Genomic DNA, 25148 nt, shown 5'->3' with positions numbered 1-25148 from the left:
TCTATTACCGTTTCACAAACTTGGCTGCACACCAATTATTTAAAACTTTTTTGGAGATAAATTCAAACCCCAAAGACTCAGCGGCATCACGCAACATCGCCAAATCTTCCTGTTCATAAAATCCACTTAAGTACAACTCTCCATTTTTATTGATACTTAATGCATATTGCGGCAACTGCTCCAACAGGATATTTCGATTAATATTTGCTAATATCGTATCAAAAAGACGATCTTTTAACACCTCAAAGGATCCACATACAGCCTCGATATTGTCAACATGATTAAGCCCGCTATTTTCAGCGACACTTTCCACGCAGATTTCGTCATAGTCCACTGCCAATATGGTCTTAGCTCCTTTTTTTGATGCCAGAATCGCTAGGATACCTGTACCGCAGCCCATATCCAATACTCGCTTGCCCTCAAAATCATTTTCCAGGATATATTGAAGCATCATTGATGTAGTCTGATGGTGCCCTGTCCCAAAAGACATTTTAGGATCAATGATGATTTCATAAGGGAAATCAGGTTTTGACTCATGAAATGTAGCCCGTACATAACACTGTCCACCGACTTCTATGGGATTAAAGTTACTTTCCCAAAGTTTATTCCAGTTCTGGTTTTCTATTTCCTGAACCTTATAGTCCACTTCAAGTCCAGCATCCAGATTTAGCATTAATGTTTCTAATGCCTGCAAATCAAGATTTGCAGCCGGTATATAAGCTGCAAATCCTGATTCGGTATCTTCAAAAGTATCAAAACCAATGTCTGCCAAATCAGATACCAATAGATCCTTTTGCCATTCCTCTCCTGATAGCATTTGAAAGATAACCTCTATGTATTTCATTTCTAAAAATTAGCCGTTAAACACTTTGGCAATATCAATAAAATCTCTCGATTTCAAAGAAGCTCCTCCGATCAAACCACCGTCGATATCCGCTTGCGCAAATAAATCCTTTGCATTGCCCGGATTACAGGATCCGCCGTAAAGGATACTTGTATTATCGGCTGTTTCCTGTCCATATTTCTCTACCACAACCTGACGGATAAATTGATGTACCTCCTGCGCTTGTTCCGGACTGGCGGTAAGTCCTGTACCAATTGCCCAAACTGGCTCATAGGCCAATACCACAGCTGCAAAAGCTTCATTGGATAGATGGAACAATCCATCAGTCAATTGTGTTTTAATTATTTCAAAGAAATCACCGGACTCACGTTCTTCTTTCGTTTCTCCAATACAAAATATCGGCGTCAAGCCATGTTTCAAAGCGATATCTACTTTAGCAGCCAACAAAGCATCTGTTTCACCAAAATAAGCACGTCTTTCAGAGTGTCCCAAAATAACATGTGAAGCACCGACCGATTTTACCTGAGCTGCTGAAATCTCACCTGTATATGCTCCAGATTCTGCCTGATGAATATTTTGTGCACCAATATTTACATTTGTCACATTCTTGGATAGTTGTCCAAGACTTGACAAATGGATAAAAGGGCTACAAACAACCAATTCTTGATTTCCGATTACCTCATCTTTGGCCATATTGATAATTTCAGAGAATAAACTTAATCCCGATTGATAGTCTAAATTCATTTTCCAATTACCAGCTACGATTTTCTTACGCATGATTTTTACGATTTAATTATATTTTTTGTTAAGTTGATTCAATTCCCTCTTATGTCGTTCGGGCAGTTCTTCATTTTTTGACATATATAGCGTTTCCAGATACTCCATAAACTTATCAAAGTTATAGTGTTGCGTATCCCCATTAAACACCCAGGCAAACGACGGTACAAATTTAGCATAAAAACTTGTATCTGCCAGCATACTTGCAATTCCAATTACCGTTCCGGTATTTAAAGAAGAATTAATACCCGTTCGTGTATAATCTCCCATGAAAACGCCGCACTTTAATAAGCCGGTATCTCTAAACCCTTCCAGCTTATAATCATAAATTGAGACCGTTTTCAGATTATTTTTAAGATTCGAATTGGATGTTCCTGCACCGAGGTTACACCAATCGCCGATAACCGAGCAGCCTAGATAGCCGTGATGACCTTTTGCCGAAAAATCACCGATAACCGCATTGCCGACCTCGCCGCCTACGACACTCTTCCGGCCAACCGATACATTCCCATAAATCGTTGCGCCCATTTTTACGACAGCCCCTTTTCCTAAGTATAAAGGCCCGCGTAAATGCGCTCCCTCCATGATGGTGGCGCCTTCATCAATGTAAATAGGTCCGCAGGTCGAATTGAGCGTGGCGCATTCCATCGTGACCTCTTTCGCAATATAAAACGCCGTCCCTAACAGCTTATTTGTCGGGGAAACATTGGCAATAGATTTCTTAGTTGCCAAAAGCTTGAAATCACGCTCAATTTCAGCCCCTGTCAATAAAAATAAATCCTCCACCCCTTTCAACAGCGCAATTTCTTCGGTTATATCCTTCAATTTAAGCGCACAGCTTCTTTTATACCGCAAGGCAATGATCCTACCGCCGCACCGCAAGACATCTCCTTCCTCCATGGCCAAAACAGCCCGTAAAAGCACCTCAGAAGGAACAACATGTTTGGTCACCCAAACGGCTCCGTCCTCCAGCACTTCGCCTTCAGCAAGTTCCAAATCGAATACTGAGGCCAACCTAAGCCATTTCTCCCTTAGCGTCAGGATACCGACACGTAAGTCAAGACAGGATTTAATAAAGGTAAAAGGATATAAGCTCTTTTTATCAAAAGAAGTCAGCGGGAAAGTAAGCTTATCCAACGGTCGGACAGCATCAAAACAATCTACAAAAAAGATTTTCACAAAATAAAAATAACAAAAAAAACCCGACAAATAACATTTATCGAGTTCTTAATATTGTAATATACAGATCTGCTACAATTATTTTTTGTTGTAACGGCTACGGAATTTGTCGATACGTCCAGCAGTATCAACCAATTTCATTTTACCTGTATAGAAAGGGTGTGATGTATGAGAAATCTCTAATTTTACAACTGGATACTCATTACCATCTTCCCACTGAATAGTCTCTTTCGTGTCAACACAAGATTTAGTAATAAAAGCATAGTCGTTTGACATATCTTTAAATACAACTAATCTGTAATTTGAAGGATGCAAATCTTTTTTCATTATTATATATGATTACGTATATTCAATTATTGAGGTGCAAAGATAATTTATAAAAATGTAATTTGCAACAATTACGGAGAATAATTCTCTGAATTTTTCCACACTTTCAGTTACCGGCACTTAAACAATTACAAATGTAACAATCTTTATTTATCTCCCAAGAATTATTTTGTATTCCAACTTTTTTCTCTTAACTTAACTTACTACAATTAAATCATTTACGTAATTATGAGCAAATTAGATGAAAAAATTGCTGCATATACTGCAGAATCAAAAAAATTAGGTCTGTCACTAGATGATGCATTTATTGCCAAAGTGACCAAAGGAATGGGCCCCTCCATTTACAATCCAGATTCAGAAACTATTGCAGCATCAGATCCCGAGGAGCTTAAACGTGTCAAGCAAAATTTCCTGATCAAAAAATTAGGTCTTAAAGATGGTCCTGATCTAGACAAGGCATTAGAAGAAGTCATTACCACGATTGGTAAATCCAATAAAAATAAATACCGCGTTTTGGTATATGCTTTATTGGCAAAAAAATTCAAAAAAGAATCCGTTTACCAATAAGCAACAACATTTTATAATCCAACTTCTACCCAAAGACTAATTCTCCAAAGAATTGAGGCAAATGGAAATTAGGAGTTGGATTATCTATTTTATTCCATGACAGAAAATGCGGATTTTTCAGGTTGTCTCCACACTTGTAGAAGTTTCCGTGTATTGTTTTCCCCTTCAGATCACTTGTATCATCAAATTTAAATACAGCTAGCGGAATAACCTGGATCATGCTCCACCGTTTGTCAGTGCCGCTATGGCGCTCAATCATGGAAAATGCCTGTACCTTCTCTATTTCAGCTGCACTAAGTCTGTTTCTCGTTGATTTATCAGGAGATCCATAACCGATCAAACCGGTTCCTATTAAATTAAATTCGATGTTATAATAATGTTTACGATCGTCAAACGAAATAAAAAATTCCACACAACTATCCTCCCAAACATTTTGATTGACATCCGAGTAATTTCCGCGCAATTGCTCCTCTGCGACATCAAACCGCAACAAGAGTTCATTTTTTGTATAACCGATCTTAAATTTCACCTGTGGCTTATAAGGATACGACTCACTCCAATTACTATGGTCTAACGTATGCCATTCGAAATCGCCGACAAGGTCCGAAAGCTGATTAAAATTGAGACTGCCTGTCAAATTTGATGCGATGGGCAGCATGGTTAGTTTCTTCATATGCAATAAAGTTAAGAAAAAGAAGCTTCATCATCCGATGGAAGCTTCTCAAAATATTAAAGGTATAAAATCGTTAAATACAATCAAAAATTACCTTTCTCATAAATTCCTCATTCTTTTCCATCTCCTCCACCAATTTCAACTGTGTATTTGTGCGCACCAAATTATGATCGTCATATTTGGTCTTATAATAATGGTCACCTTCGATATAATCGGTCAGGAAACGTACACCTTGCATATAGGGTAATAAAAAGGCACCGTCGACCAAGGTTTCTTTTTCCAAGGTCGTGAGAAATTCGTTTGCCTCTTCCAAATAGCCCTCTGCATAGGCTTTATACAACGAAAGGTTCAGCACGATCTTCGACACATCTTTCTCATCTTCAGCAACAGGGTTAATAATGGTACGGATAGCATCTCCAAAATCATAGGCAACATATCCAGGCATTACTGTATCCAGATCGATCACACATTGCATTTTATCATGGACATCCAGCAGCACATTATTAAATTTTGTATCGTTATGGGTAATACGTAAGGGCAATGCGCCTTTATTCCCTAATTCCAGAATCGTCTTCATACGATCTTCACGGCTAAATATAAAATCCAGCTTATCTTTCACCAGACCAACACGTTGGCAAACGTCCAGTGCGATAGCTTTCCTGAGGTTATCAAGCCGGAATTCTATATTATGAAAATTAGGAAGTACTTCAACAATACGGGAAGCATCGAGGTCAGAAAGCTGCTTCTGAAACAGTCCAAAGGCACGTCCACCTTCGGCTGCCTGCACCTCCGTCTCCACGATATCATAGCTCTTTGTATCCTCAATCAGGATAAACATGCGCCAGTAATTCCCCTGACTGTCCTTCGTATATAACTTCCCCTCCAGCGTAGGAATAATCGTCAGGACATGATCACTGACCCGTTTTCCTTCAGCAACTTTTACTTTCTTACTAAGATGTTTTGTTACAATTTCTATATTATGCATTAAACCGTCCACATTTGGGAAAACGTGATGATTAATGCGTTGCAATAAATGCGATATCCCACTATTTATGGAAGTAATTACACGGTAAGTATCATTGATATGACCAGAACCAAAAGGCTGCACTGAAATGATATCTCCTTCTAATGTGAATTGTTTTGCTGCGTTCTCTACTACTAATTGGTTAAAATCAGACATTAAACTATGTTTTTTAAATCATCAATGTGCTTGCAATATCACAAATTGAATTAATAAATGAGAATTTTTATTTCAATCAAACGATTGCATGAAATTTAATAAATTTAAACAATCGTTTGCACTTTCATTTATAGCAAATGAAATAATATATTTGTTGATAAGAGCCAGTCTCATAGATGGTTCTTATCAAGAAGGAATAACTAATATACAAACTCCTCATATCTCAAAACAATGGATAGAAGAAATTTCATTAAATCAACTGCCATCACTACCGCTGGAATAGGCGTTCTTTCAAGCACAGACTTATTCGCCCAAACAAATGGGAAAATAAAAATCGGCTTTATCGGAGTCGGCCTACGCGGCCGTAACCATGTTCAGATTGCCTTAAACAGAGACGATTTAGAAATTGTTGCTGTATGTGATACACAAGAAGAATCTCTTGCACAATGCCGCAAACAGTTCAATGCCAAAGGCACCAAACTTCCAAAAGAGTATACAGGAGGAGTAGATGCTTACAAAAAAATGCTGAGCAGTGAAAAATTAGATGCCGTAATCATCGCAACACCTTGGCAGTTTCACAAAGACCAGGCTATTGATGCCATGAAAGCTGGTTTATATGTAGGCTGTGAGGTTATCGCCGGTCTAACCGTACAAGACCACTGGGATGTCGTAAAAGCATCTGAAGAAACTGGCAAGCCTTACATGACATTAGAAAATGTTGCTTTCCGTCGCGATGTACTTGCTGTTTTAAATATGCACAGACAGGGCTTATTCGGTGAATTGTTACACCTTGAAGGGGGATATCAACATGATTTACGTGAAGTTCTTTTCAATGACGGAAAAAATTATTACGGACACGGTGTTGAGTACGGAACGAAGGCAATTTCGGAAGCTCAATGGCGTACGCAATTCAACATAGACCAAGATGGTGACCTATACCCGACACACGGTTTAGGCCCGATCATGCAATTTGTTGACATCAACAAAGGCAATAGATTTACTCACATTACATCTTACTCAAGCAAAGCGCGTGGCCTGGCAGCGTATGTCAATAAAGTATCACCGGGACATCCAAATAGTAAACTAAACTATAAAAACGGAGATATTACACAAACCATGTTGCAATGTGCAAATGGGGAAACGATGTTATTGACACACGATACGCACTTACCAAGACCTTATTCTATCGGCTTCCGTGTACAGGGTACAGACGGTATCTGGATGGATGTCGCTAAAGGTATCCATATCGAAGGTAAATCCAAACCGCATACTTGGGATCCGGCAGACGAATGGGTTAAAAAATATGACCACCCGATCTGGAAAAAATATGAAGAATTAGCAACTGGTTCAGGTCATGGGGGTATGGACTGGTTTGTGTTCAACGCGTTTATCCAAGCAGTGAAACAAAAAGTTCAAACGCCGATCGACGTTTATGATTCGGTGACCATGAGTGCGGTATTCCCACTTTCTACAGAATCTATCAAAAAAGGAAATAAAACGTTAGCGTTCCCAGATTTCACAAAAGGAAAATGGAGAACAAAGAAAAATACCTTTATGCTTGATGATAGCGGTATGTAAGATCAAAAAAAATAATATAAACGAAAGAAGCTGTATCCCGAAAAGATACAGCTTCTTTCGTTGTACCATTTAATATAATCCCGATAGTTCTACCATTTAGCCTTCCTTTTTCTTAAATTAGCCTTCACAAACAATTTTTCGATAACATTATGCTCACCGAAGCAATTATAATCTTAGTACTAATCATCTTAAATGGAATCCTGTCTGCCTCTGAGATTTCAATCGTATCCAGCAGAAAAGCGCGTTTACAGGCGGAGAGCGACAAGGATAATCCTGCCGCCAAGATTGCACTGCATCTCAAGGAATCTCCCAATAGTTTCCTTTCAACAGTGCAGATTGGGATCACCTTGATCGGTATCTTAACAGGTTTCTTTTCTGGAGGCAGCATCTCTGCGTACCTGATCGAAGTTTTTAATAAATCGAGCCTACTCGCTCCCTACAGTCAACAGCTGGCGGTTATTCTAGTGGTGCTGATCATTACCTATTTTTCATTGGTTCTTGGTGAACTGGTGCCAAAGCGTATCGGGATGGCTATTCCTGAAAAATATGCCATGCTCATTGCCTACCCCATGAATTTGCTCAGCAAGATTGTAAAGCCTTTTGTCTGGCTATTGAGTGCCTCTACTGAATTTATTGTCAAGATCCTTAATATCAAGAGTACGGGAAACAGTGTCACCGAAGAAGAGATCAAAGCAATGGTGGATGAGGGGGTCGATAGTGGCGTGATTGAAGGTATCGAGCATGATATTGTGGATCGTCTCCTAAGTTTAGGCGACAAAAAGGCCATCAATCTGATGACTCACCGTAAAAACATTGTATTTTTGGATCTGGAAGACAGCTTCGAGGAAAATAGACAGATTATCCTTGATAATGACCATTCTATCTATCCCGTCTGCGAAGGTGGGCTTGACAATATCAAAGGGGTGGTCCATGTCAAATCCCTGCTTAGGCAATGTTTTCAGAATAAGCCTTTTAATCTCCGGGAGCTCCTGCTTCCGATCAAATTTGTCAATGAATTCAGCTCTTCCTACAGCATCATGAATACGTTACGAACATCTCGGGTACACCAGGCTGTTGTGATTGACGAATACGGTTCGCTACAGGGTATCATAACGTTGCGTGATATCGTAGGCGATCTCGTTGGCAACATCACCGAAAGCGATATCAGTGTACGCCCGACCATCCGTCAACTGGACAGCGGGGATTATGTCGTGGACGGGCAATATCAGATTGAGGACCTCCTGGACGAATTTGAAATAGGACTTTCCGAAGAAGATGAAGATGACATTAATAACGTCACTACAGTCGGCGGATTGGTTTTCCTGCTGTTGGATCACGTACCAGAAGAAGGCGAACGCGTACGTTTCAAAAATATGATTTTTGAAGTATTGGATATGGATGGCAACCGAATAGATAAGCTATTATTAAAAATTGAGGAGTAACAAGGAATCTATCCATTCCATTAATACATAAGGGCCGATCATAAATGATCGGCCCTCTGTCGTTACTATAATATTATGACGGACATCTTAGTTAATGCCGTGCATCATCTTTTTCAAGATCGGATTCAACACGATCAAAATCAATGCAGCAATACAGGGTACAATCGTAAAAATCCCGAAGAAATAAGACATTGAATGAGTCTCCGTAATTTTGTCAATATATGCACCTAGAAACCCACCGATAAGATTTGCGATGGCAGATGCACAGAACCAGAAGCCAAATAGCAGTCCCAAAAACTTTTTCGGAGATAATTTACTCACATAAGAAAGTCCCACAGGCGACAGGCACAATTCGCCGCTGGTATGGAAGAAATAAGCCAATATCAACCAGATCATACTTACAGAAGCTGTCTTAGCTCCCTGGGGAATGGAGAGACTCCCGTAAGATAATGCAGCAAAACCAATACCGACCAAGATCAGTCCCAAGGCAAATTTAATCGGTCCCGATGGGTTCCAGACTTTCTCCCAGAACTTACTAAAGCTTGATGCAAGTGTAATGATAAAGAAGGAATTTAAAATTTGAAACCAAGATACTGTTACCTCAGTATTCACTGCTGTAAATTCACGATGTACTTTCCAGATACATAGAATCCAAATGATGGCAAATGAAATTCCCGTAAATATGATCGTCAAAGGATACTTTGAATAAATCTTTTTTGCCAACGAAACAAGCACTCCTGTAATCACCACGATAGGAAATATCGTCAGTGCGGCATCCAGCCAGCGAAAACCTGAAGCCATACTACCACTCAACAGCCGTTGCGTATAATCCTTGGCAAATATTGTCATGGATCCTCCCGCCTGTTCAAAAGCCAGGAAAAATACGATACTCGCGATCATTAAAACAGCAACGACGATCAGACGGTCGCGCACGATATGTGCGGGTGTTTCTTCCTCCTCTTCTTCGTGAGCATTCACTTTTTTGTCGTGATCCGCTTGAATTACTTTAGGTGTCTCGCCTATAATTCCGAAAATACGCTGACCAAAGTAGAACTGAACCATTCCGAAGAACATAAATACACCTGCTAATCCAAAGCCATAATGCCAACCGATTTTCTCACCGATATAACCGCAAAGGAGCATCCCCAGAAATGCACCACCATTGATCCCCATGTAAAAGATCGTATAGCCTGCATCTTTTTTCGGACTTGTATCCGGGTATAGTTTACCTACCATCGATGATATATTTGGTTTAAACATACCGTTGCCTAAGATCATCAAAATAAGACCAAGAAAAAAGAAACCCTTCGAAGCGCCTTCCAGCGCCATGGATGCATGCCCCAGGGTCATGATCAAAGCGCCTATTAAAATCGCTTTCTTATATCCTGTCAATCGGTCGGCAATCATTCCGCCAAAAAGCGGTGTGAGATAAACAGCAAATGTATACAATCCGTATAGTTTCATTGCCTCTGCATTCGTCCATTGCCATCCATGTTGCGCAATGGTCGAGATGAGAAAATTAACCAACAGCGCACGCATGCCATAATAGCTAAAACGCTCCCACATCTCGGTAAAGAATAGCACAAATAGTCCGGCAGGATGCCCATTTACCATCTTGTCATCTATCCCCTGCTTGGCCAGATGTGCTACAAGAACTAGATCTTTTTCTTGATTCATATAATTTCAATAATTGTTTTATAACTCAGGTTTTGTTTTTAATTTGATAAAAATCGCATGAAGATACACTATTTTTCTATGAATTAGTCAATTCCATGCATCATCTTTTTTATTTTTTTATTACCAAGCAGCAGAAATACAGCCGCTATCATGGGTATCACGGTAAACACCGCAAAGAAAAATGACATGGAATGTGATTCGGTTATCTTATCAATGTAAGAACCAATAAATCCACCAATAAAATTAGCGATGGCATTGGCGCAAAACCAGAAGCCAAATAGCAGTCCCAAGAATTTCTTTGGCGACAATTTACTTACATAAGACAAGCCCACGGGGCCAATGCACAGCTCACCAACTGTATGGAAAAAATAGGCCAACACCAACCAGATCATACTGACCGAAGCCGTCTTCGCTCCCGTTGGAATCTCGGCGCTCCCTATGGAAAGGGCAGCAAATCCAACCCCCACCAAGGTCAAGCCCATGGCAAACTTAATTGGCCCCGACGGGTTCCAGACGCGCTCCCAGATCTTGCTAAAAGAAGTGGCCAGTGTAATAATAAAGAAAGAATTGAGCATGGGGAACCAAGAAACTGTCACTTCTGAATTCATACCATGGTATTCGCGATAGACCTTCCATAGGCACAAAGACCAGATAATCACAAATGAAATGCTGGAGAAAAGAATAATTAAGGGATATTTACGAATTATCTTTTTCGCCAAGACAAGCAATACAGCAGTAATCACAACAATGGGCACAATCGTTAATGCAAAATCTGCCCATTTAAAAATGGTAGCAGCCTCTCCGCTCAATACACGCTGGGTGTAATTTTTGGCGAATATGGTCATTGAGCCTCCGGCCTGTTCAAAAGCCAAGTGGAATACAATACTTGAAAACATGAAAATCGCAATGACCAGCAACCGGTCACGTACAATATGTTTCGGATGTTCATCATCGGGATTCAGTTCCTCCGAAACAGTGTTTTCTTTTTCTGGCGTATCTCCTATTTTTCCAAAAATGCGTTGTGCAAAGTAAAACTGCAACATGCCCAGAAACATAAATATCCCAGCAAGTCCAAAACCATAATGCCAGCCTATTTTCTCTCCAATATAACCGCACAGCATCATTCCCAGGAAAGCACCGCCGTTGATCCCCATGTAGAAGATCGTATATCCGGCATCTTTTTTCCCGCCCCTATCGGGATAAAGTTTACCCACCATCGAAGAAATATTGGGTTTGAACAGACCATTTCCCAGAACGATAAGTACCAATCCCGCGAGAAAGAAATTTTTGTTGAATCCCTCCATGGCCATCGAAATATGACCGAGGGTCATGATGATCGCGCCTACCATAATGGATTTTTTATAGCCAGTCAGCCGATCTGCTATAATTCCACCAAACAAGGGCGTTAAAAACACCATCCCTGTATATAGACCATACAGTTTCATTGCTTCCGAATTTGTCCAGCCCCAGCCATGTTGAGCAATGGTGGAAACCAAAAAGTTTACCAATAGCGCTCGCATGCCATAGTAGCTGAAACGTTCCCACATCTCCGTAAAAAACAAGACAAATAATCCTGCAGGATGTCCTTTCACCAACACTTGTTCAGCGCCCACTTTATTTAAATGAGATTCCAGAACAGCATCTTTTTCAAAATTCATGTTTTCTAATCGTTATTTTTCAATTTCAGGTAGTGCGATTTCAGCTTATCCATTTTTAGCCAGCCAAATTACGCTATGTTAAGTTAAGAGGGCTGTTACAACACATCCGGCAACCGAATCAGTTTACAAGTTAAATATGGACAAAAATCTAGATTTAATTTAAAAGGGTCTATCCGTTCAAGGAAAAGACTCTTTTTAAAAGCAAAGTTCTTTTCAAATGCATGAAAAGAACTTTATGTTTTTATATTAGATCAATGGACGCAAGCGCTCCAATAATTTCTTAGTTGCGAAGATTCCTTCTTCTTCACTTAATTTACTTCCTTCATATTCAATGCCCACATATCCTTTGAATTTTGCTTTTTTCACAATCTTTAACATGCGTTCATAGTCGATCTGGGTTTCATTACCATTAGCATCAAAATCATGTGTTTTGGCACTGACCCCATGCGCATAAGGCATCAAGTCAGTTACACCCTGATAACGGTCGTATTCATAGAAATTACCAAAATCAGGTAAGCTTCCACAATATTTGCTTCCTACAGCTTTTAAAGTTTTGGCCAACCAGTCGCCATGTGAAGAAATACCGCCGTGATTTTCCACGATGATACTAATACCTGCTTTTTTTCCGATATCAGACAAGGTTGTCAGGCTCTCCACCACACGCTTGCTAACCTCATCGGGAGTTCCCTTGCCGGCAGCATTTACACGGATGGCATGACAGCCCAAAAAGTTCGCTGCAGAAATCCATTTATAGTGATTTTGTACAGCCTGCTTTCTTTTGGTTTCATCTTCATCACCTAGATTTCCCTCACCATCAATCATAATCAAGACATTTCTTACACCATTATCTTTTGCGCGCATGTTGAGTTCAGTCAGATAATTGTTGTCATTAGCCTTGTCTTTAAAGAACTGATTGACATACTCTACACCATAAATACCATATTTTTTAGCCGCTACGACCGGAAAGTCCAAATTGTTCAAATCACCCTTAAACAATGTTTTATGCAATGACCATTCTGCTAAGGAAATGTCAAACCAATCTTTCTTTGCTGCGGCAAAACTCTCCAGCGATGGAGCCAATGCTATACCGGCAGAGGCTAATGCAAGGTTTTTAAGAAAATCTCTTCTAGAATTCATGTGTTTAGATTTAAAGTGTGTTATTTATATATTTCCCCAGCCAGTGGTCAGTACATCCACAAGGTGCATGGTCTGGATAGGTAATTTATGTTTATCAATATAAGCTTGCAGCTGCAACAAGCAGGACGAATCCGTCGAAATAATATAGTCAGCATTCAATGCCATGGCATTTCTGACTTTTTGTTCTGCCATGGCGGCCGATATGCCTTCAAACTTAACGGCAAAACTTCCACCAAAACCACAACAGGTTTCACTGTCCTTTACCTCCAGCATTTCCAATCCCAGCACCTTGCTCAGCAACTTCCGGGGTTCATCCTTGATCTTGCATTCACGCAGGGCCGAACAAGAGTCATGATATACCCCAACACCCTCCAACTCAGCTCCGAAATAATCCTTTTTCAGCACATTGACCAAAAAATCGGAAATCTCCATGACCTGCTGTTGTATTTTATGGCATTGGTGAGAATCGGCCGAATTCGCGAACAGGTCGCTATAACTATTTCTGACCATACCGGTACAGGAAGCCGAAGGAGAAATAATGACATGATCGCCCGAAAAATCTTCTAGAAACTTCTTTCCTACCTGCTTTGCATCATCCCAAAAACCAGCATTATAGGCAGGCTGTCCACAACAGGTCTGATCGGGGTTATAAAGCACTTCACAACCTACTTTTTCCAATAAACGAATCGTATTAAAAGCGGTCTCCGGATAAAGCTGATCTATAAAACAAGGAACAAAAAGTTCTACCTTCATATTTAATTCAATCAATAAAATTAAGATTTATTGGATATTAATATCCGTACCAAAAGTAACAATCCAATTACAAAAAATAAAGAAAGTACCAGTGCAGAATAACGAATATTGTGTGTGATCTGTTCAATCAGGCCAAAGGAGAACAGACCGATGACGATTGCCACTTTTTCTGTAACATCATAAAAAGAGAAAAAGGCCGTCGTGTCCTTGATATCCGTTGGGATCAGTTTAGAGTATGTTGATCTCGACAAGGACTGTATTCCCCCCATGACCAGACCGACCAATGCGGCAATAATATAAAATTGCATCGGAGTGGACAGATAAAATGCGGCAATACAAATTGAGATCCAAATCATCACAACGACGATCAACACCTTAATATTTCCAAAAAGCTTCGATAAATAGGACATCAAAAAAGCTCCTAAAATTGCGACAAGCTGGATTAAAAGAATGGTTGCAATGAGTCGTTCGGCACCAAGATGAAGAATTTTTTCACCAAATGATGAGGCGACAATCATCAGTGTCTGCACGCCGATCGCATAAAAGAAAAAAGCGGGCAAAAACTGTTTAATCTCAGGGATGCCTTTGATTTCATGGATCACGTGGTTAAATTCGTCCCGCACATTCTGTACAAAACTTTTCCCTAAATTATTGCCCGTGGGTTCAATTTTAGGTAAATGCTTAAATGGGATCATGGAGAATCCCAACCACCACAACCCAACCATCAGAAAAGATATCCGGGCTGGCAGCGATGGATCGGTAATTCCAAACCATTCCGGCTTCAAGACCACGATAAAACAAAGAATCTGTAAAGTTACACAACCGATATAGCCAAAAGCAAAGCCCTGTGCGCTCACACGGTCCTGCTGATCTACCGTCGCTAACAGGGGCAGGTATGAATTATTGAACAACACACCGCCAATATAGCCCATTGCAGCCAAAGCAAAACAGACAATACCAATCTCCAACGTTTCGAGCTTAAAGAAAAACAGACACATACATGCGATTGCACCAACATAGGTAAAGAGTTTCATGATCTGTTTCTTTAAACCCTTCGCATCAGCATAGGATGATATAAAAGGCAAAGAAAATGACATCAGCAAGTAAGCTGCAGCCAGTGAAAAATTGGAAAGCGCTGTATTGACAATCTCGAAACCAAAGAAATTAACCACATCCCCATGCTCTTTTGTCGTCGTTATTGCGGTATAGTATACCGGAAAAATAGTGGAGGTAATAACAAGGTTGTAAGCGGAATTGGCCCAATCAAACATCGCCCAGGAACGAATCAGTTTTTTATTGTTTTTTGCAATTGCTTCCATTTAAATTGGCTTAATAAGTTTGACGAATATAAGTAATTATTTTAGCCATTTCTTTTCGAATTGCAGCTGCTCGATCATCAATATAATTATTATTCATAAAAGAGAAAGCAAGCCGGCGCCCAGATCTTGTGATCAGATAACCACTTTGATTATACACTGACGTGATTGTTCCGGTTTTTGCGAATACAAAAGGTACGCCTTGGTCTTTACTGTAGGTTCGTTTCAATGTACCATCCACTCCACCTGCGGGAAACATTCGAAAACGCAGCTGCTCATCAGGTATCTTATTCTTCAAAAGAACCAGAAGATCAATATTATTCTGTGGCGTGACTTTGTTATACGAAGATAATCCCGACCCATCGAAAATCGCGACTTCATCCGAAAAAAAGGTGTAGACCTTATTTTTCATCCAATCCCGAACCAGATAGGTATCGAACTGGCCAAATTGTTTCCACGAGCACATGATCAAAAATTGCTCAGCAATAAAATTATCACTAGGCAGCATCATTTCCCGGATAAGATTTCTGGTCTCTCCAGAGTACACTATTTTTGTATCATTCGGCTTTTTATAAGCTATGAGATTTACTTCCCTCCCCAATGTATCCGACAGTAATTTCACAAATAAACTATCGGAATAGATAAAAGGCACCTCATTAACGTAATCATTCGGAACAGGGCGTTTTGACATCCAGAAAGTATTGCTCCGAAACGAGCGTGAAAGTTCAAAGTCACCCGATTTAGGTTCCGGTAAAAAATCCAGATCCTTTTGAAAAACCATCGGGGAAGTGTTTAAATGGTTGTATCCCTTTTGACGAAAAGTAACCACATTTCCATAGATCGGGAAGGTACTTATTTCAGGCTGATAGTATGCCTCAAAATCTTCCATAGCCCAACCATGGGCATAGAACTTATTTTTCATTGTCCCGGGCACCACGTAGATGGTCTTATTCGTTTTTTTCAAAAAATTATAGACCACCCGTGTATCCAGCCGATTATGCAAAAAAGTTGGATCCCCAGTACCCCAGATCAATAAAGAATCCCCGCGTTCGACGTACTCCAACCCGGGTATGGAATCTCCCAAAAGTTCCAGTGCGGCATAAGTCGTGTACATTTTAGTATTCGAAGCTGGTGTAAAATGTTTATTGCCATTGACATCCATGACAAACTTATTTGCCGTTAAATCATATAGTGAAAATCCATAAAAATGGTCATTCAATATTTTGGATTCCTGAAGCATCCGGTAGACGTCTTCAAAATCTTGTGACTTTACTATGCGGGTAGAAAATAGGACAAGCCAAAGCAGTAATATCGTACGCAGGAAATTTTTCATTGGTTCAAACATACAAAAAAGAGCAGCAACTCCTTTTCTCCTATTGCCAAAATTCAGATACAAATTGCTAAAAACGGCAAAAGGAGGAATTAATTCCTCCTTTTGCATTATTTAACCAACTATTAATAGCCTGGGTTTTGTGTGAGGCTACCGTTACTTTTATTGATTTCCTCCTGTGGAATTGGGAAATAAGCATTTTTATCCGCATATGCTTTGCTCTTAAAGACCGGGAGAATACCGCCTTCAAACTTCGCATAGTTTGCGATAACGTCTTTCGCTATGCCCCAACGTACCAAATCAAAGAAACGATGGCCTTCCATGGCAAGTTCCAAGCGTCTTTCAAAACGAACCGCTTTGCGCGCCTGATCTGGACTTGTGAACGCCTGGTAAGGTTTTACCTCATACTTCGCAGCTGGCGCTCCCTTTTCTGTCAATTTCGCTGGTAATTTTGCGGCGCGCAGACGAATTGAATTGACATATTTTAAAGCATTCGGCAGATTCCCCAGTTCAACTTCACATTCCGCAGCCATGAGAATTACGTCCGCCAAACGCATGATATTCACATCTAAATCGGTTACATAAGCTGCTCCGGCCTGAGTATGCGCAGCATGTTGACTCTTTGGAATCATTGTCTTTATACCCGTAAATGGACCTCCGTGTGGGCGACGACCTTCTTCTGGACGTAACCAGGCATCACCAGGGAATTCGCCATAATCCAGGAAGTTGACACCACGTCGGCCAACCGTATAATCAAGACGCGGATCAAATCGTAAATTCAGATTTAATTGATATTTTTTGATGGCAGCTGTATCAGTCAGCAAGATATCGGATGTATAAGGGTTATCACGGTATGAATCATCTAACATTGGAAGTCCATTTGCGTCCACCTTATAAGCGTTAACAAGATCTATGGACGGTTGGTAAAAACCACAACAACCAACAGGATTCGTTCCATTCAATCCGCTCAACATATCGCCCACATTGGCATTATCGCCACCTCCATCAGGATTTATGGCATGCTTGGCAACTAAAAGCGCTTCAGGGCCATTTTCCTTATTCACATCGTAATTATCTTGGAAAGGCATTGCCGTAATATCCCTACCTCCAATAACCTCCTTAAATAAAACCAATGCTTCAGCATATTTTTTCTGATAGAGATATAGTTTTCCTAAATAGGCTTTTGCAATACGCTGATCCATGCGCCCCCCCTCATCATTGATCTTCTTATCTGGTAGATTTGCAATAGCAATTTTTAGATCGCTTTCAATCATCGGTTGTACATCCTTGTCATTTTTAACAAGCTTTGCATCATCAATGCTTGTATTTTCATCTATATAAGGAATATTTTTAAATACACGCCACAAAAAGAAGTAATAGTGCGCCCTTAACATTTTCGCTTCGCCTTCAATTTCTTTTGCACGTTCCGCTTTAACTGTTTTGCCACCATCTTGATCTTGCTTCAATAAGCGGAGGGTCGTGTTTGCCCGAAGTATACCTTCATAATACACCTGCCACATCGTACTCAAGTTGTCGTTGGAGGAAATGGTAGTAAAAGATTCGATCATGTTCATATTCGGCTGATCAGTAATTACCGACCCCTTGTGTGCATTGTCGGAAGTTATTTCGCCGAAGATCCATTGGCTTGGCGCTGAGCCATAGTTCCCCCAGGTACCATTTATATTACCGTTCATAATTCCATAAGCACCGATCAGAGTGGCTTCTACTCCTTTTTTTCCCTCAATTTGCTCTTCGATCAATTCGCCTTGGGGATTTTTTTCCAAAAACCCTTTACTGCATCCAAACATGCCAAAAGTTGTCAGTCCCAACAGACTGTATAATAGAATAGTTCTCTTTTTCATTTTAATTGCTTTATAATTTCGTTAAAAACCTAAACTTACACCCAACATATATTGCCTAGATTGCGGATATACCCCAAAATCAACCCCCAATGCTGGATAATCTGACGGTGTTGCCGACACCTCTGGATCAAGACCTTCGTATTTTGTGATGGTAAATAGATTTGTTACTCCGACATAAGCCCTTAATTTTTTCACGCTTGTATTTGTCCCAAAGAGTTTATCAGTAGAGAAATTATATCCAATCTGTAAGTTTTTCATCTTAAAAAAGCTGGCGTCCTGTATGAAATAGCTAGAAGATGCATATTCATTGGCTGACACCTCTTCTTTTGTTTGCGATGGAATTAAACTTGATGTATTGCTTGGACTCCATGCATCCAATACACGTACGCTCTTTTGACCATCAAACACCCCGAAATCCGTAAAATAACGTGTTGCTTCATAGTTCTTGTTTCCTTTCGAGCCATAGAAATACATCATCATGTCGAAGTTTTTATAATTGGCATTGACGTTAAGTGAATACGTGAAATCTGGATGCGGGCTTCCGATAACTGTATTATCTTTTGCATCAATGATCCCATCGCCATTCACATCTTCAAATCTAAAACCTCCAACACGGGCTTTTTCATAGGAAGGATATTGCTTCAACTCAGCTTCGTTTTGATAAATCCCCGCTACTTTGAATCCATAGAACGCGCCAAAAGGTTGCCCTGTTCTCAAAATCGAGGTTTCCATGCTTCGGAAAGCACCGTATACCACATCGTTGATACCGGGTGCCAAACCAACAATTGTATTTTTGTTTCGTGAGATGTTTGCTCCAATATCAAAGTTGATTTTGTTCGGATCAGTTTGTTTATGGTGATAATTCAACGAGAACTCCACCCCTTTATTTTGCATATCACCAATATTTACATAAGGTGAAGCTGCCCGGCCAACAGCTGTTGCCGGCAGTGGCAAAGCAAACAACATGTCTGAAGTTTTCTTATTATACCAGTCAAAAGCACCGTCAACTTTACCTCCCAAAATCGAGAAGTCCAGTCCTAAGTTTAACGAAGCAACCTGTTCCCATTTTACATTCTCATTTTGATAATCACTGATCCATAGACCACTTACAAGATCAGTATTTATCGGATAAGAAGCCGAATTAATAGAAGTTGCATAACGTTTTAAATATTGATAAGATGGAATGCGTTGATTACCAGTAATACCGTAACCTGCTCTCAATTTCAGGTCACTTAACCAGCTTACACTTTTCATAAACTCCTCTTGCGATATCCGCCACGCACCACTTACGCCAGGAAAAGTACCATATTTGTTTTTGGAGCCAAAGTTTGACGAGCCGTCCCTTCTGACTGTTCCACTTAAGATGTAGCGATCTTTATAAGAATAATCTACCTTTCCAAAAATGGAAAACAATGATCCCAAGGCCCCTTCACTTGAAGCCGAATTCTTGGAAGCCTGGCTCACATAAAAGAAGTCCGTACTATTTGTGATAAAGTATCCATTGCCATTTCCTTGAACCTGGCGATAAGTATTATCAATAGCCTCCGTTCCCAATAACACATTTAAGCTATGGGCATCGTTAAAGTTAGCCTTATAGTTCAATGTATTTGTCCAGGTCCATTCCGTATTATAACCTGAGGTCTCTGACGATGCACTGTTTGCGCTACCCTCTGTAAACTCCAGATTTGGATAGGTATAACTTAAATTGTAATAATTTTCATATTTGATACCGAAGCTTGTTCTAAATGTTAATCCCTTTAATATGTCATACTCTCCAAAAGCATTACCGAAGAAAAAATTGCTTTTGTTCATATTATCCTTAGCGCGGTAAGCGATCGCTACAGGGTTTTCTCCATTTCCCCAACCACCTCTGGAACCTGCAAAATTACCACCTTCATCATATACCGGGATAATATTTTTGATCCGGTAGGCGAATCCAATCGCACTGCCCTCACCGATATAATCGCCGGCCGTATTTGTATTCACACCTATACCATGCCCCTTGGTCATGCTATATTGCATATTTTCGCCAAAGCGCAGTTTTTTATTAAAAGCTGAAAAATTTGTATTTGAACGAACATTAAACCGTTCAAAACCAGTATGAATAACCGTTCCTTTTTGGCCAAGATATCCTCCCGAAACGGCATACGAAGCATTTTCACCTCCGCCCACAGCATTTAATTGATAAGACTGTGTCGGCGCATTCTGGCTTAATTCTTTAAACCAATCCGTTCCTGCTTGATTCGCTTTTGTAATTTGATAAAATTCTTCTTTGTTGTCCGCATAATTATATTTGGACATATCCGCATCAGCAGGCGTCACCTTATTGCCAGACACAGCACCTGCAAGCAAATATTCGGGCAGCGGATCTTTATTACCATTCAAATCATAAATCTGCTGTGGACTTAACATTTTGGGGAAGCGGCCACTATTAGGTACCTGTACGCCATAATAAGCGTCAAAATTAATTTGTGGTTTCCCAGATTTCCCAGATTTGGTTGTAATGATAACAACACCGTTATTTGCACGTGAACCATAAATAGAAGCTGCCGATGCATCTTTCAGCACCTGCATTGTTTCAATATCATTCTGATTTAGCCAGCTCAATTTACCTTCAAATGGCACCCCATCAATAACATATAGCGGTTCGTTATTATTAATGGTACTATAGCCCCGGATTTTAATCTGTGGTGTCGAACCTGGTGCACCATCTGTGACAACTTGAACACCCGTCGCGCGACCTTGCAGGGACTCCACCGCACTTGCTGCCGGTGTAGTTTTCAATTGGTCCGTATTGACTACAGCAACAGACCCCGTCAGATCCTTCTTGCGTTGCGTTGAATATCCTGTCACGACGACCTCTTCCAATGCATCTTCTGAAGAGTTTAAGGAAATCGTCAAATCAGCCTTTCCTGTGACCGTAACTTCGGAGCTTGTGTAACCGATGTAGCTCACAACCAATACATCACCTACCTTCCCCTGGATCGTAAATGCGCCGTCCGCATCTGTTGATGTACCTTTGCTGGTTCCCTTGATCTTAACGGAGACACCCGTGATGGCCTGGCCGGTAGTGGCGTCCTTCACCACACCTTTAATGGGTATTTCTTGTAACTCTTTGGATTTCGTTAACGAAACGACTTCAATTCTGCCATGGGCAACTACTCCATTGGCTGACACTTGAGCGGTCATTCCTCCTGCAATGAGAAGAGAACTCATAAGCAGAAAACTCTTATTGAACTTTTGGCCCAATATGAGATCAAAACAGCGTTTTTGGTCCGTTTTTTTCATCATAATTTTATAAATAGGTGGTTTAAAAAAATTTATGTTTATTTCTCTGTTTGTTTTTAATTTGATGTTGGTTGTTAAGTTATTGGTCATTCTGCTCTAGCGGAAACAATATGCATTGTTTCAGGCAGCGAGCCCTTTGGTTATCATTTTTTCCTTTAGTTTGGTTATTCGTAGAAATGTTAAAATCTGTTAAATAAATGTAAAGAATAATAAATGTAAAAAAAAAGAAAAATCTTAATTAAATTACAAACCACTATAAATCAAGTTATTGTAATTAATACACTAAGTCTTACCGCTATACTTTTGTTACAAAAGACGACTCATGGGTTTTCTTTGATCAGGTTTCTCCTTATATCAAGCCTGAATGTCAAATATTCGCCAAATACATTTAAATACGCTAAAAGGTACTTATATTTGTTCTGATGAATGTAAGTAGTTTATTAGAACGGGCGCTCCGATTTGAGTTCCTTTCCAAGGAAGAAGGTGTTTTTTTATATCAAAATGCACCGACAGCTGATTTGACTTTCGTAGCCAATGAATTGCGTAAGATACAAGTACCACACGGCAAGGTAACCTGGCAGATCGACAGGAATGTCAATACGACCAACGTCTGTGTTGCAAATTGCAAATTTTGCAATTTCTTCCGTCGTCCGGGCCACGAAGACAGTTACATCACCGATATTGAGAGCTACAAACAGAAGATTGAAGAGACCTTTAAATATGGCGGAGATCAACTCCTGTTACAAGGCGGTCACCATCCTGATTTGGGTATTGAATTTTACAAAAATTTATATAGGCAATTAAAGGAGCTTTACCCTAACTTAAAACTACATTCACTCGGTCCGCCCGAAATCGCACATATTTCCAAGTTAGAGCATATGAGTCATATCGACGTATTGACGCAGCTGAAAGAGGCGGGGTTAGATTCGTTGCCCGGAGCCGGAGCAGAAATCCTCAATGACCGTGTCCGGCGTTTGATATCAAAAGGAAAATGTGGTGGCAAAGAATGGCTTGATGTGATGCGTGCCGCGCATAAGATCAATTTGCCTACTTCTGCCACAATGATGTTTGGCCATATCGAAACCATCGAAGAACGATTCGAGCATTTGGTCTGGATCAGAGAAGTACAAGATGAAAAACCGCAGGATTCGTATGGCTTTATTGCTTTTATTCCATGGCCTTTCCAAGATGACGGTACGTTACTGAAAAGACTACGCGGCATTACTAATGATGTGACGGGAGAAGAGTATATCCGTATGATTGCCTTGAGCAGAATTATGCTGCCCAATATTAAAAATATTCAAGCATCTTGGCTTACAGTTGGAAAACGTACAGCGCAGTTGTGCCTGCATGCCGGAGCCAACGATTTTGGATCCATCATGATTGAAGAAAATGTTGTTTCGGCAGCCGGTGCTCCCCATCGATTCACTTCTAAATCTATACAGGAAGCGATTTTGGAAGCAGGCTTTGCCCCACAGCTGAGAACACAAAAATATGATTTTAGAGAACTACCTGCTCACATGGTCGAGCAAGTCATTAACTATTAATACCCGACATTGAAAGACGTTATCAGAAATATTGAAGCAATTATTTTTGCTTCTGCGGAAGGAATAGATCTTGCGGATATCAAACAGATCTTGCAGGAGGCGCTTGCCATTGAAGTATCCAGAGAGGAACTGCGTGAATTGATTAAAAAGATCGAAGATAAATATAGAGATGAAGAGCATGTGCTGGAATTACGGTATATCAATAATGCTTATCAGTTTTTGACCAAAGCAGTTTATCATGAGGCAATACAGCAATTGCAAAATCACAACAACAAACGTAAGCTCAGTCAGTCGGCACTTGAAACACTTGCCATCATCGCCTACAGACAGCCGATTACAAAGCTTGAGATCGAACAGATCAGAGGGGTCAGCTGCGACTATTCTATCCAGAGACTTTTAGAAAAGAAACTGATCAAAATAGCCGGAAAAGCCGATACAATTGGTAAACCATTGTTGTATGCGACCAGCCAACAGTTTATGGATCATTTCGGAATCAATGGCGTTCGCGATCTTCCGCAGCTAAAAGATATCGTCACAGAAGACAACGCAATTGGCGAAACAAATGAGTAAATAAAATAAAATAAATTTTTATTTTCAAAAAACAATCCAACATACTGATTAACAGAAAAATAAATACCAATATTTTTTTTAAAAAAAGTTTTAAAAAATAGTTTTCTTCTCTAATTTTACAACATTGAATAAGAAACAATAAAGTATTATTTTATGAACACGGCAATATTAGCTACCGAAGATCTTGAAGAAGTAAAATTCGCATCTTTCAATGGACCTGATGACGATGAAGATGATTTCGATAACGATGATTTCGAAATCCCTGAAATTGAAGGATTGGATGACTTCGATGATGATGATGAATTTTAATATTTAGTGCGATATAACACTACCTATTAAAACCAGAGAATCATTTAAAAAAAATAAGGCGTTCAATTTGATTGAACGCCTTATTTTTTTAGCCCACCGATTTACTTCGCTTGGTCTATCAGCTTATGCAATTCCATTTTTGGGATCATCCCGCTTTGGCGCCACACTTGTTGACCATTTTTAAATAAGATAAATGTAGGCACACCACTTACTTTATAAATGGAAGCGATTTTCGGATTTTTATCCACATCAATCTTTATGATGGAAAGATCTTCCTGATAAAATTCCTTCACATCCTGTAATACCGGCGCCATCGTCTGGCATGGACCGCACCATGTCGCAAAAAAATCCACTAAAACCAGCGAATTTGATTGAATAATCTGGTCAAAAGTTGCCATTATTAATTCTCCTTTATTTCATCTTTCAATGCCTTATATCCACCCTGAATATTGCACACATTTTTAAATCCCTTTGCACGCAAGATAGACACGGCGACCGCACTGCGATAGCCTGACTGACAATGCACATACAACTGTGTGCCATCTTTTTTCAGCGTGTTACCAAAATTAGCGAAATCCGACAACGGAATGTTCATTGCATTGTCAATATGTCCTTTATCAAATTCTTTCTCCGTCCGTACGTCAACAATATGACCTGGATCTGATCTTTCTCCAAATTTCTGTGCTGTTAGGTTAACAACCGAATCTACCGTTTCTCGCTCTTTCCAGCGCTCCATGCCACCGTCCAATACACCAATCGCCGCAGTATACCCCAATTGCACCAGACGTTCCCCCACTGCCGTATGATCCTCCTGCTCAATCACAAGCAAAAGCTTCTGATTTCTATTCGGAATGACTTCTGCCAAAAAGGTATCAAAAGGACCTTTAAAACCAATGGTGATCGCTCCCGGAATAAATCCTTTTAAGAACTCATCAGCAGATCGCGTGTCCAATACAACCACATCACCCTGAGCGCGTAATTTTTTAAATTGCTTCAGGGAAAGTACGGGTAAGCCTGTTACAGTAGATTGGGGCACTTCCTGTCCCAGATGTGATTTTGTTTGAGCGGGCAGGACACTACTGCATGTCAAGATACCCCATATAATCGTGGTTATTAAAACTTTGTTCATCTTAT

General features: G+C 40.1%; 23 protein-coding genes. 7 read left to right on the top strand and 16 right to left on the bottom strand.

Features of this window, described 5'->3' with window-relative positions; all coding sequences use genetic code 11:
• Positions 1 to 4: 4 nt before the first annotated feature.
• From prmA to G6053_RS05400, 4 genes are all read right to left on the bottom strand, one after another.
• Complete coding sequence (gene prmA, locus G6053_RS05415) at positions 5 to 844, bottom strand: 50S ribosomal protein L11 methyltransferase (RefSeq protein WP_165305722.1); 840 nt, start codon at positions 842 to 844, stop codon at positions 5 to 7.
• A 9-nt stretch (positions 845 to 853) separates the two neighbouring features.
• Positions 854 to 1621 (bottom strand): triose-phosphate isomerase, encoded by a 768-nt coding sequence (tpiA, locus tag G6053_RS05410; RefSeq protein WP_165305721.1) that lies wholly within the window; start codon positions 1619 to 1621, stop codon positions 854 to 856.
• Between the two features lie 12 nt (positions 1622 to 1633).
• Positions 1634 to 2800, bottom strand: coding sequence for a putative sugar nucleotidyl transferase (locus tag G6053_RS05405; protein WP_165305720.1), 1167 nt, complete (start codon positions 2798 to 2800; stop codon positions 1634 to 1636).
• A gap of 78 nt (positions 2801 to 2878) precedes the next feature.
• The gene (locus G6053_RS05400) at positions 2879 to 3127 is read right to left on the bottom strand and encodes a type B 50S ribosomal protein L31 (RefSeq protein ID WP_077437478.1); all 249 of its coding nucleotides are present in this window, start codon (positions 3125 to 3127) and stop codon (positions 2879 to 2881) included.
• Between the two features lie 228 nt (positions 3128 to 3355).
• Between G6053_RS05400 and G6053_RS05395 the strand changes: the two genes are divergently transcribed.
• Entirely contained in the window at positions 3356 to 3694 is a 339-nt protein-coding gene (locus G6053_RS05395; protein ID WP_108636985.1) for a DUF2853 family protein, read from the top strand.
• Positions 3695 to 3719: 25 nt separating this feature from the next.
• On the opposite strand, the gene G6053_RS05390 is transcribed toward G6053_RS05395, so the two are convergent.
• On the bottom strand, positions 3720 to 4367 hold the full coding sequence (locus G6053_RS05390; protein ID WP_165305719.1) for a carbohydrate-binding family 9-like protein: 648 nt from the start codon (positions 4365 to 4367) through the stop codon (positions 3720 to 3722).
• A 73-nt stretch (positions 4368 to 4440) separates the two neighbouring features.
• Positions 4441 to 5547 carry an aminoglycoside phosphotransferase family protein gene (locus G6053_RS05385; RefSeq protein WP_108636987.1) on the bottom strand — a complete coding sequence of 369 codons (1107 nt, stop codon included), beginning with the start codon at positions 5545 to 5547 and terminating at the stop codon, positions 4441 to 4443.
• 88 nt (positions 5548 to 5635) lie between these two features.
• Here G6053_RS05385 and G6053_RS05380 point away from each other — a divergent pair, with 88 nt between their 5' ends.
• The 3 genes from G6053_RS05380 (at position 5636) to G6053_RS05370 (ending at position 8567) form a co-directional block, all read left to right on the top strand.
• Complete coding sequence (locus G6053_RS05380) at positions 5636 to 5830, top strand: hypothetical protein (protein ID WP_146191160.1); 195 nt, start codon at positions 5636 to 5638, stop codon at positions 5828 to 5830.
• On the top strand, positions 5779 to 7125 hold the full coding sequence (locus G6053_RS05375; RefSeq protein ID WP_108636988.1) for a Gfo/Idh/MocA family oxidoreductase: 1347 nt from the start codon (positions 5779 to 5781) through the stop codon (positions 7123 to 7125). The genes G6053_RS05380 and G6053_RS05375 overlap by 52 nt, the downstream gene beginning before the upstream one ends.
• 149 nt (positions 7126 to 7274) lie before the next feature.
• Positions 7275 to 8567, top strand: a complete 1293-nt coding sequence (locus G6053_RS05370) for a hemolysin family protein (RefSeq protein WP_108636989.1) — start codon at positions 7275 to 7277, stop codon at positions 8565 to 8567.
• Positions 8568 to 8654: 87 nt separating this feature from the next.
• On the opposite strand, the gene G6053_RS05365 is transcribed toward G6053_RS05370, so the two are convergent.
• The 8 genes from G6053_RS05365 to G6053_RS05330 form a co-directional block, all read right to left on the bottom strand.
• Entirely contained in the window at positions 8655 to 10244 is a 1590-nt protein-coding gene (locus G6053_RS05365) for a peptide MFS transporter (RefSeq protein ID WP_165305718.1), read from the bottom strand.
• 83 nt (positions 10245 to 10327) lie between these two features.
• Positions 10328 to 11902, bottom strand: coding sequence for a peptide MFS transporter (locus G6053_RS05360; protein ID WP_108636991.1), 1575 nt, complete (start codon positions 11900 to 11902; stop codon positions 10328 to 10330).
• A gap of 246 nt (positions 11903 to 12148) precedes the next feature.
• Positions 12149 to 13039 (bottom strand): TIM barrel protein, encoded by an 891-nt coding sequence (locus G6053_RS05355; RefSeq protein WP_108636992.1) that lies wholly within the window; start codon positions 13037 to 13039, stop codon positions 12149 to 12151.
• A 24-nt stretch (positions 13040 to 13063) separates the two neighbouring features.
• On the bottom strand, positions 13064 to 13792 hold the full coding sequence (locus G6053_RS05350; protein ID WP_108636993.1) for a (Fe-S)-binding protein: 729 nt from the start codon (positions 13790 to 13792) through the stop codon (positions 13064 to 13066).
• Between the two features lie 20 nt (positions 13793 to 13812).
• Positions 13813 to 15111, bottom strand: a complete 1299-nt coding sequence (locus tag G6053_RS05345; RefSeq protein WP_108636994.1) for an MFS transporter — start codon at positions 15109 to 15111, stop codon at positions 13813 to 13815.
• Positions 15112 to 15121: 10 nt separating this feature from the next.
• A complete protein-coding gene (locus G6053_RS05340) occupies positions 15122 to 16441 on the bottom strand; it encodes a D-alanyl-D-alanine carboxypeptidase (protein WP_241254932.1) in 1320 nt (439 codons plus the stop codon).
• A gap of 122 nt (positions 16442 to 16563) precedes the next feature.
• On the bottom strand, positions 16564 to 18300 hold the full coding sequence (locus G6053_RS05335; RefSeq protein WP_108636995.1) for a RagB/SusD family nutrient uptake outer membrane protein: 1737 nt from the start codon (positions 18298 to 18300) through the stop codon (positions 16564 to 16566).
• A gap of 21 nt (positions 18301 to 18321) precedes the next feature.
• On the bottom strand, positions 18322 to 21591 hold the full coding sequence (locus G6053_RS05330) for a TonB-dependent receptor (RefSeq protein ID WP_241254931.1): 3270 nt from the start codon (positions 21589 to 21591) through the stop codon (positions 18322 to 18324).
• Positions 21592 to 22010: 419 nt separating this feature from the next.
• Between G6053_RS05330 and mqnC the strand changes: the two genes are divergently transcribed.
• The 3 genes from mqnC to G6053_RS05315 all read left to right on the top strand — a co-directional run bounded on the left by mqnC (position 22011) and on the right by G6053_RS05315 (position 24014).
• Positions 22011 to 23135 (top strand): cyclic dehypoxanthinyl futalosine synthase, encoded by a 1125-nt coding sequence (gene mqnC / locus G6053_RS05325; protein WP_108636996.1) that lies wholly within the window; start codon positions 22011 to 22013, stop codon positions 23133 to 23135.
• Between the two features lie 9 nt (positions 23136 to 23144).
• Positions 23145 to 23705, top strand: a complete 561-nt coding sequence (gene scpB, locus G6053_RS05320; RefSeq protein WP_108636997.1) for an SMC-Scp complex subunit ScpB — start codon at positions 23145 to 23147, stop codon at positions 23703 to 23705.
• A 153-nt stretch (positions 23706 to 23858) separates the two neighbouring features.
• Positions 23859 to 24014: a hypothetical protein gene (locus G6053_RS05315; protein WP_165305717.1), complete on the top strand. Its 156-nt coding sequence runs from the start codon at positions 23859 to 23861 to the stop codon at positions 24012 to 24014.
• A gap of 101 nt (positions 24015 to 24115) precedes the next feature.
• Here the strand turns inward: G6053_RS05315 and trxA are convergent, their stop codons facing one another.
• On the bottom strand, positions 24116 to 24412 hold the full coding sequence (trxA, locus tag G6053_RS05310) for a thioredoxin (protein WP_108636998.1): 297 nt from the start codon (positions 24410 to 24412) through the stop codon (positions 24116 to 24118).
• 2 nt (positions 24413 to 24414) lie between these two features.
• The gene (locus G6053_RS05305; protein WP_108636999.1) at positions 24415 to 25143 is read right to left on the bottom strand and encodes a rhodanese-like domain-containing protein; all 729 of its coding nucleotides are present in this window, start codon (positions 25141 to 25143) and stop codon (positions 24415 to 24417) included.
• Between the last annotated feature and the right edge of the window lie 5 nt (positions 25144 to 25148).

Origin of the sequence: Sphingobacterium sp. DR205 (assembly GCF_011064245.1) — a bacterium.
Lineage (GTDB): Bacteria > Bacteroidota > Bacteroidia > Sphingobacteriales > Sphingobacteriaceae > Sphingobacterium > Sphingobacterium athyrii.
This window is presented reverse-complemented; position numbering and strand designations above follow the sequence as displayed.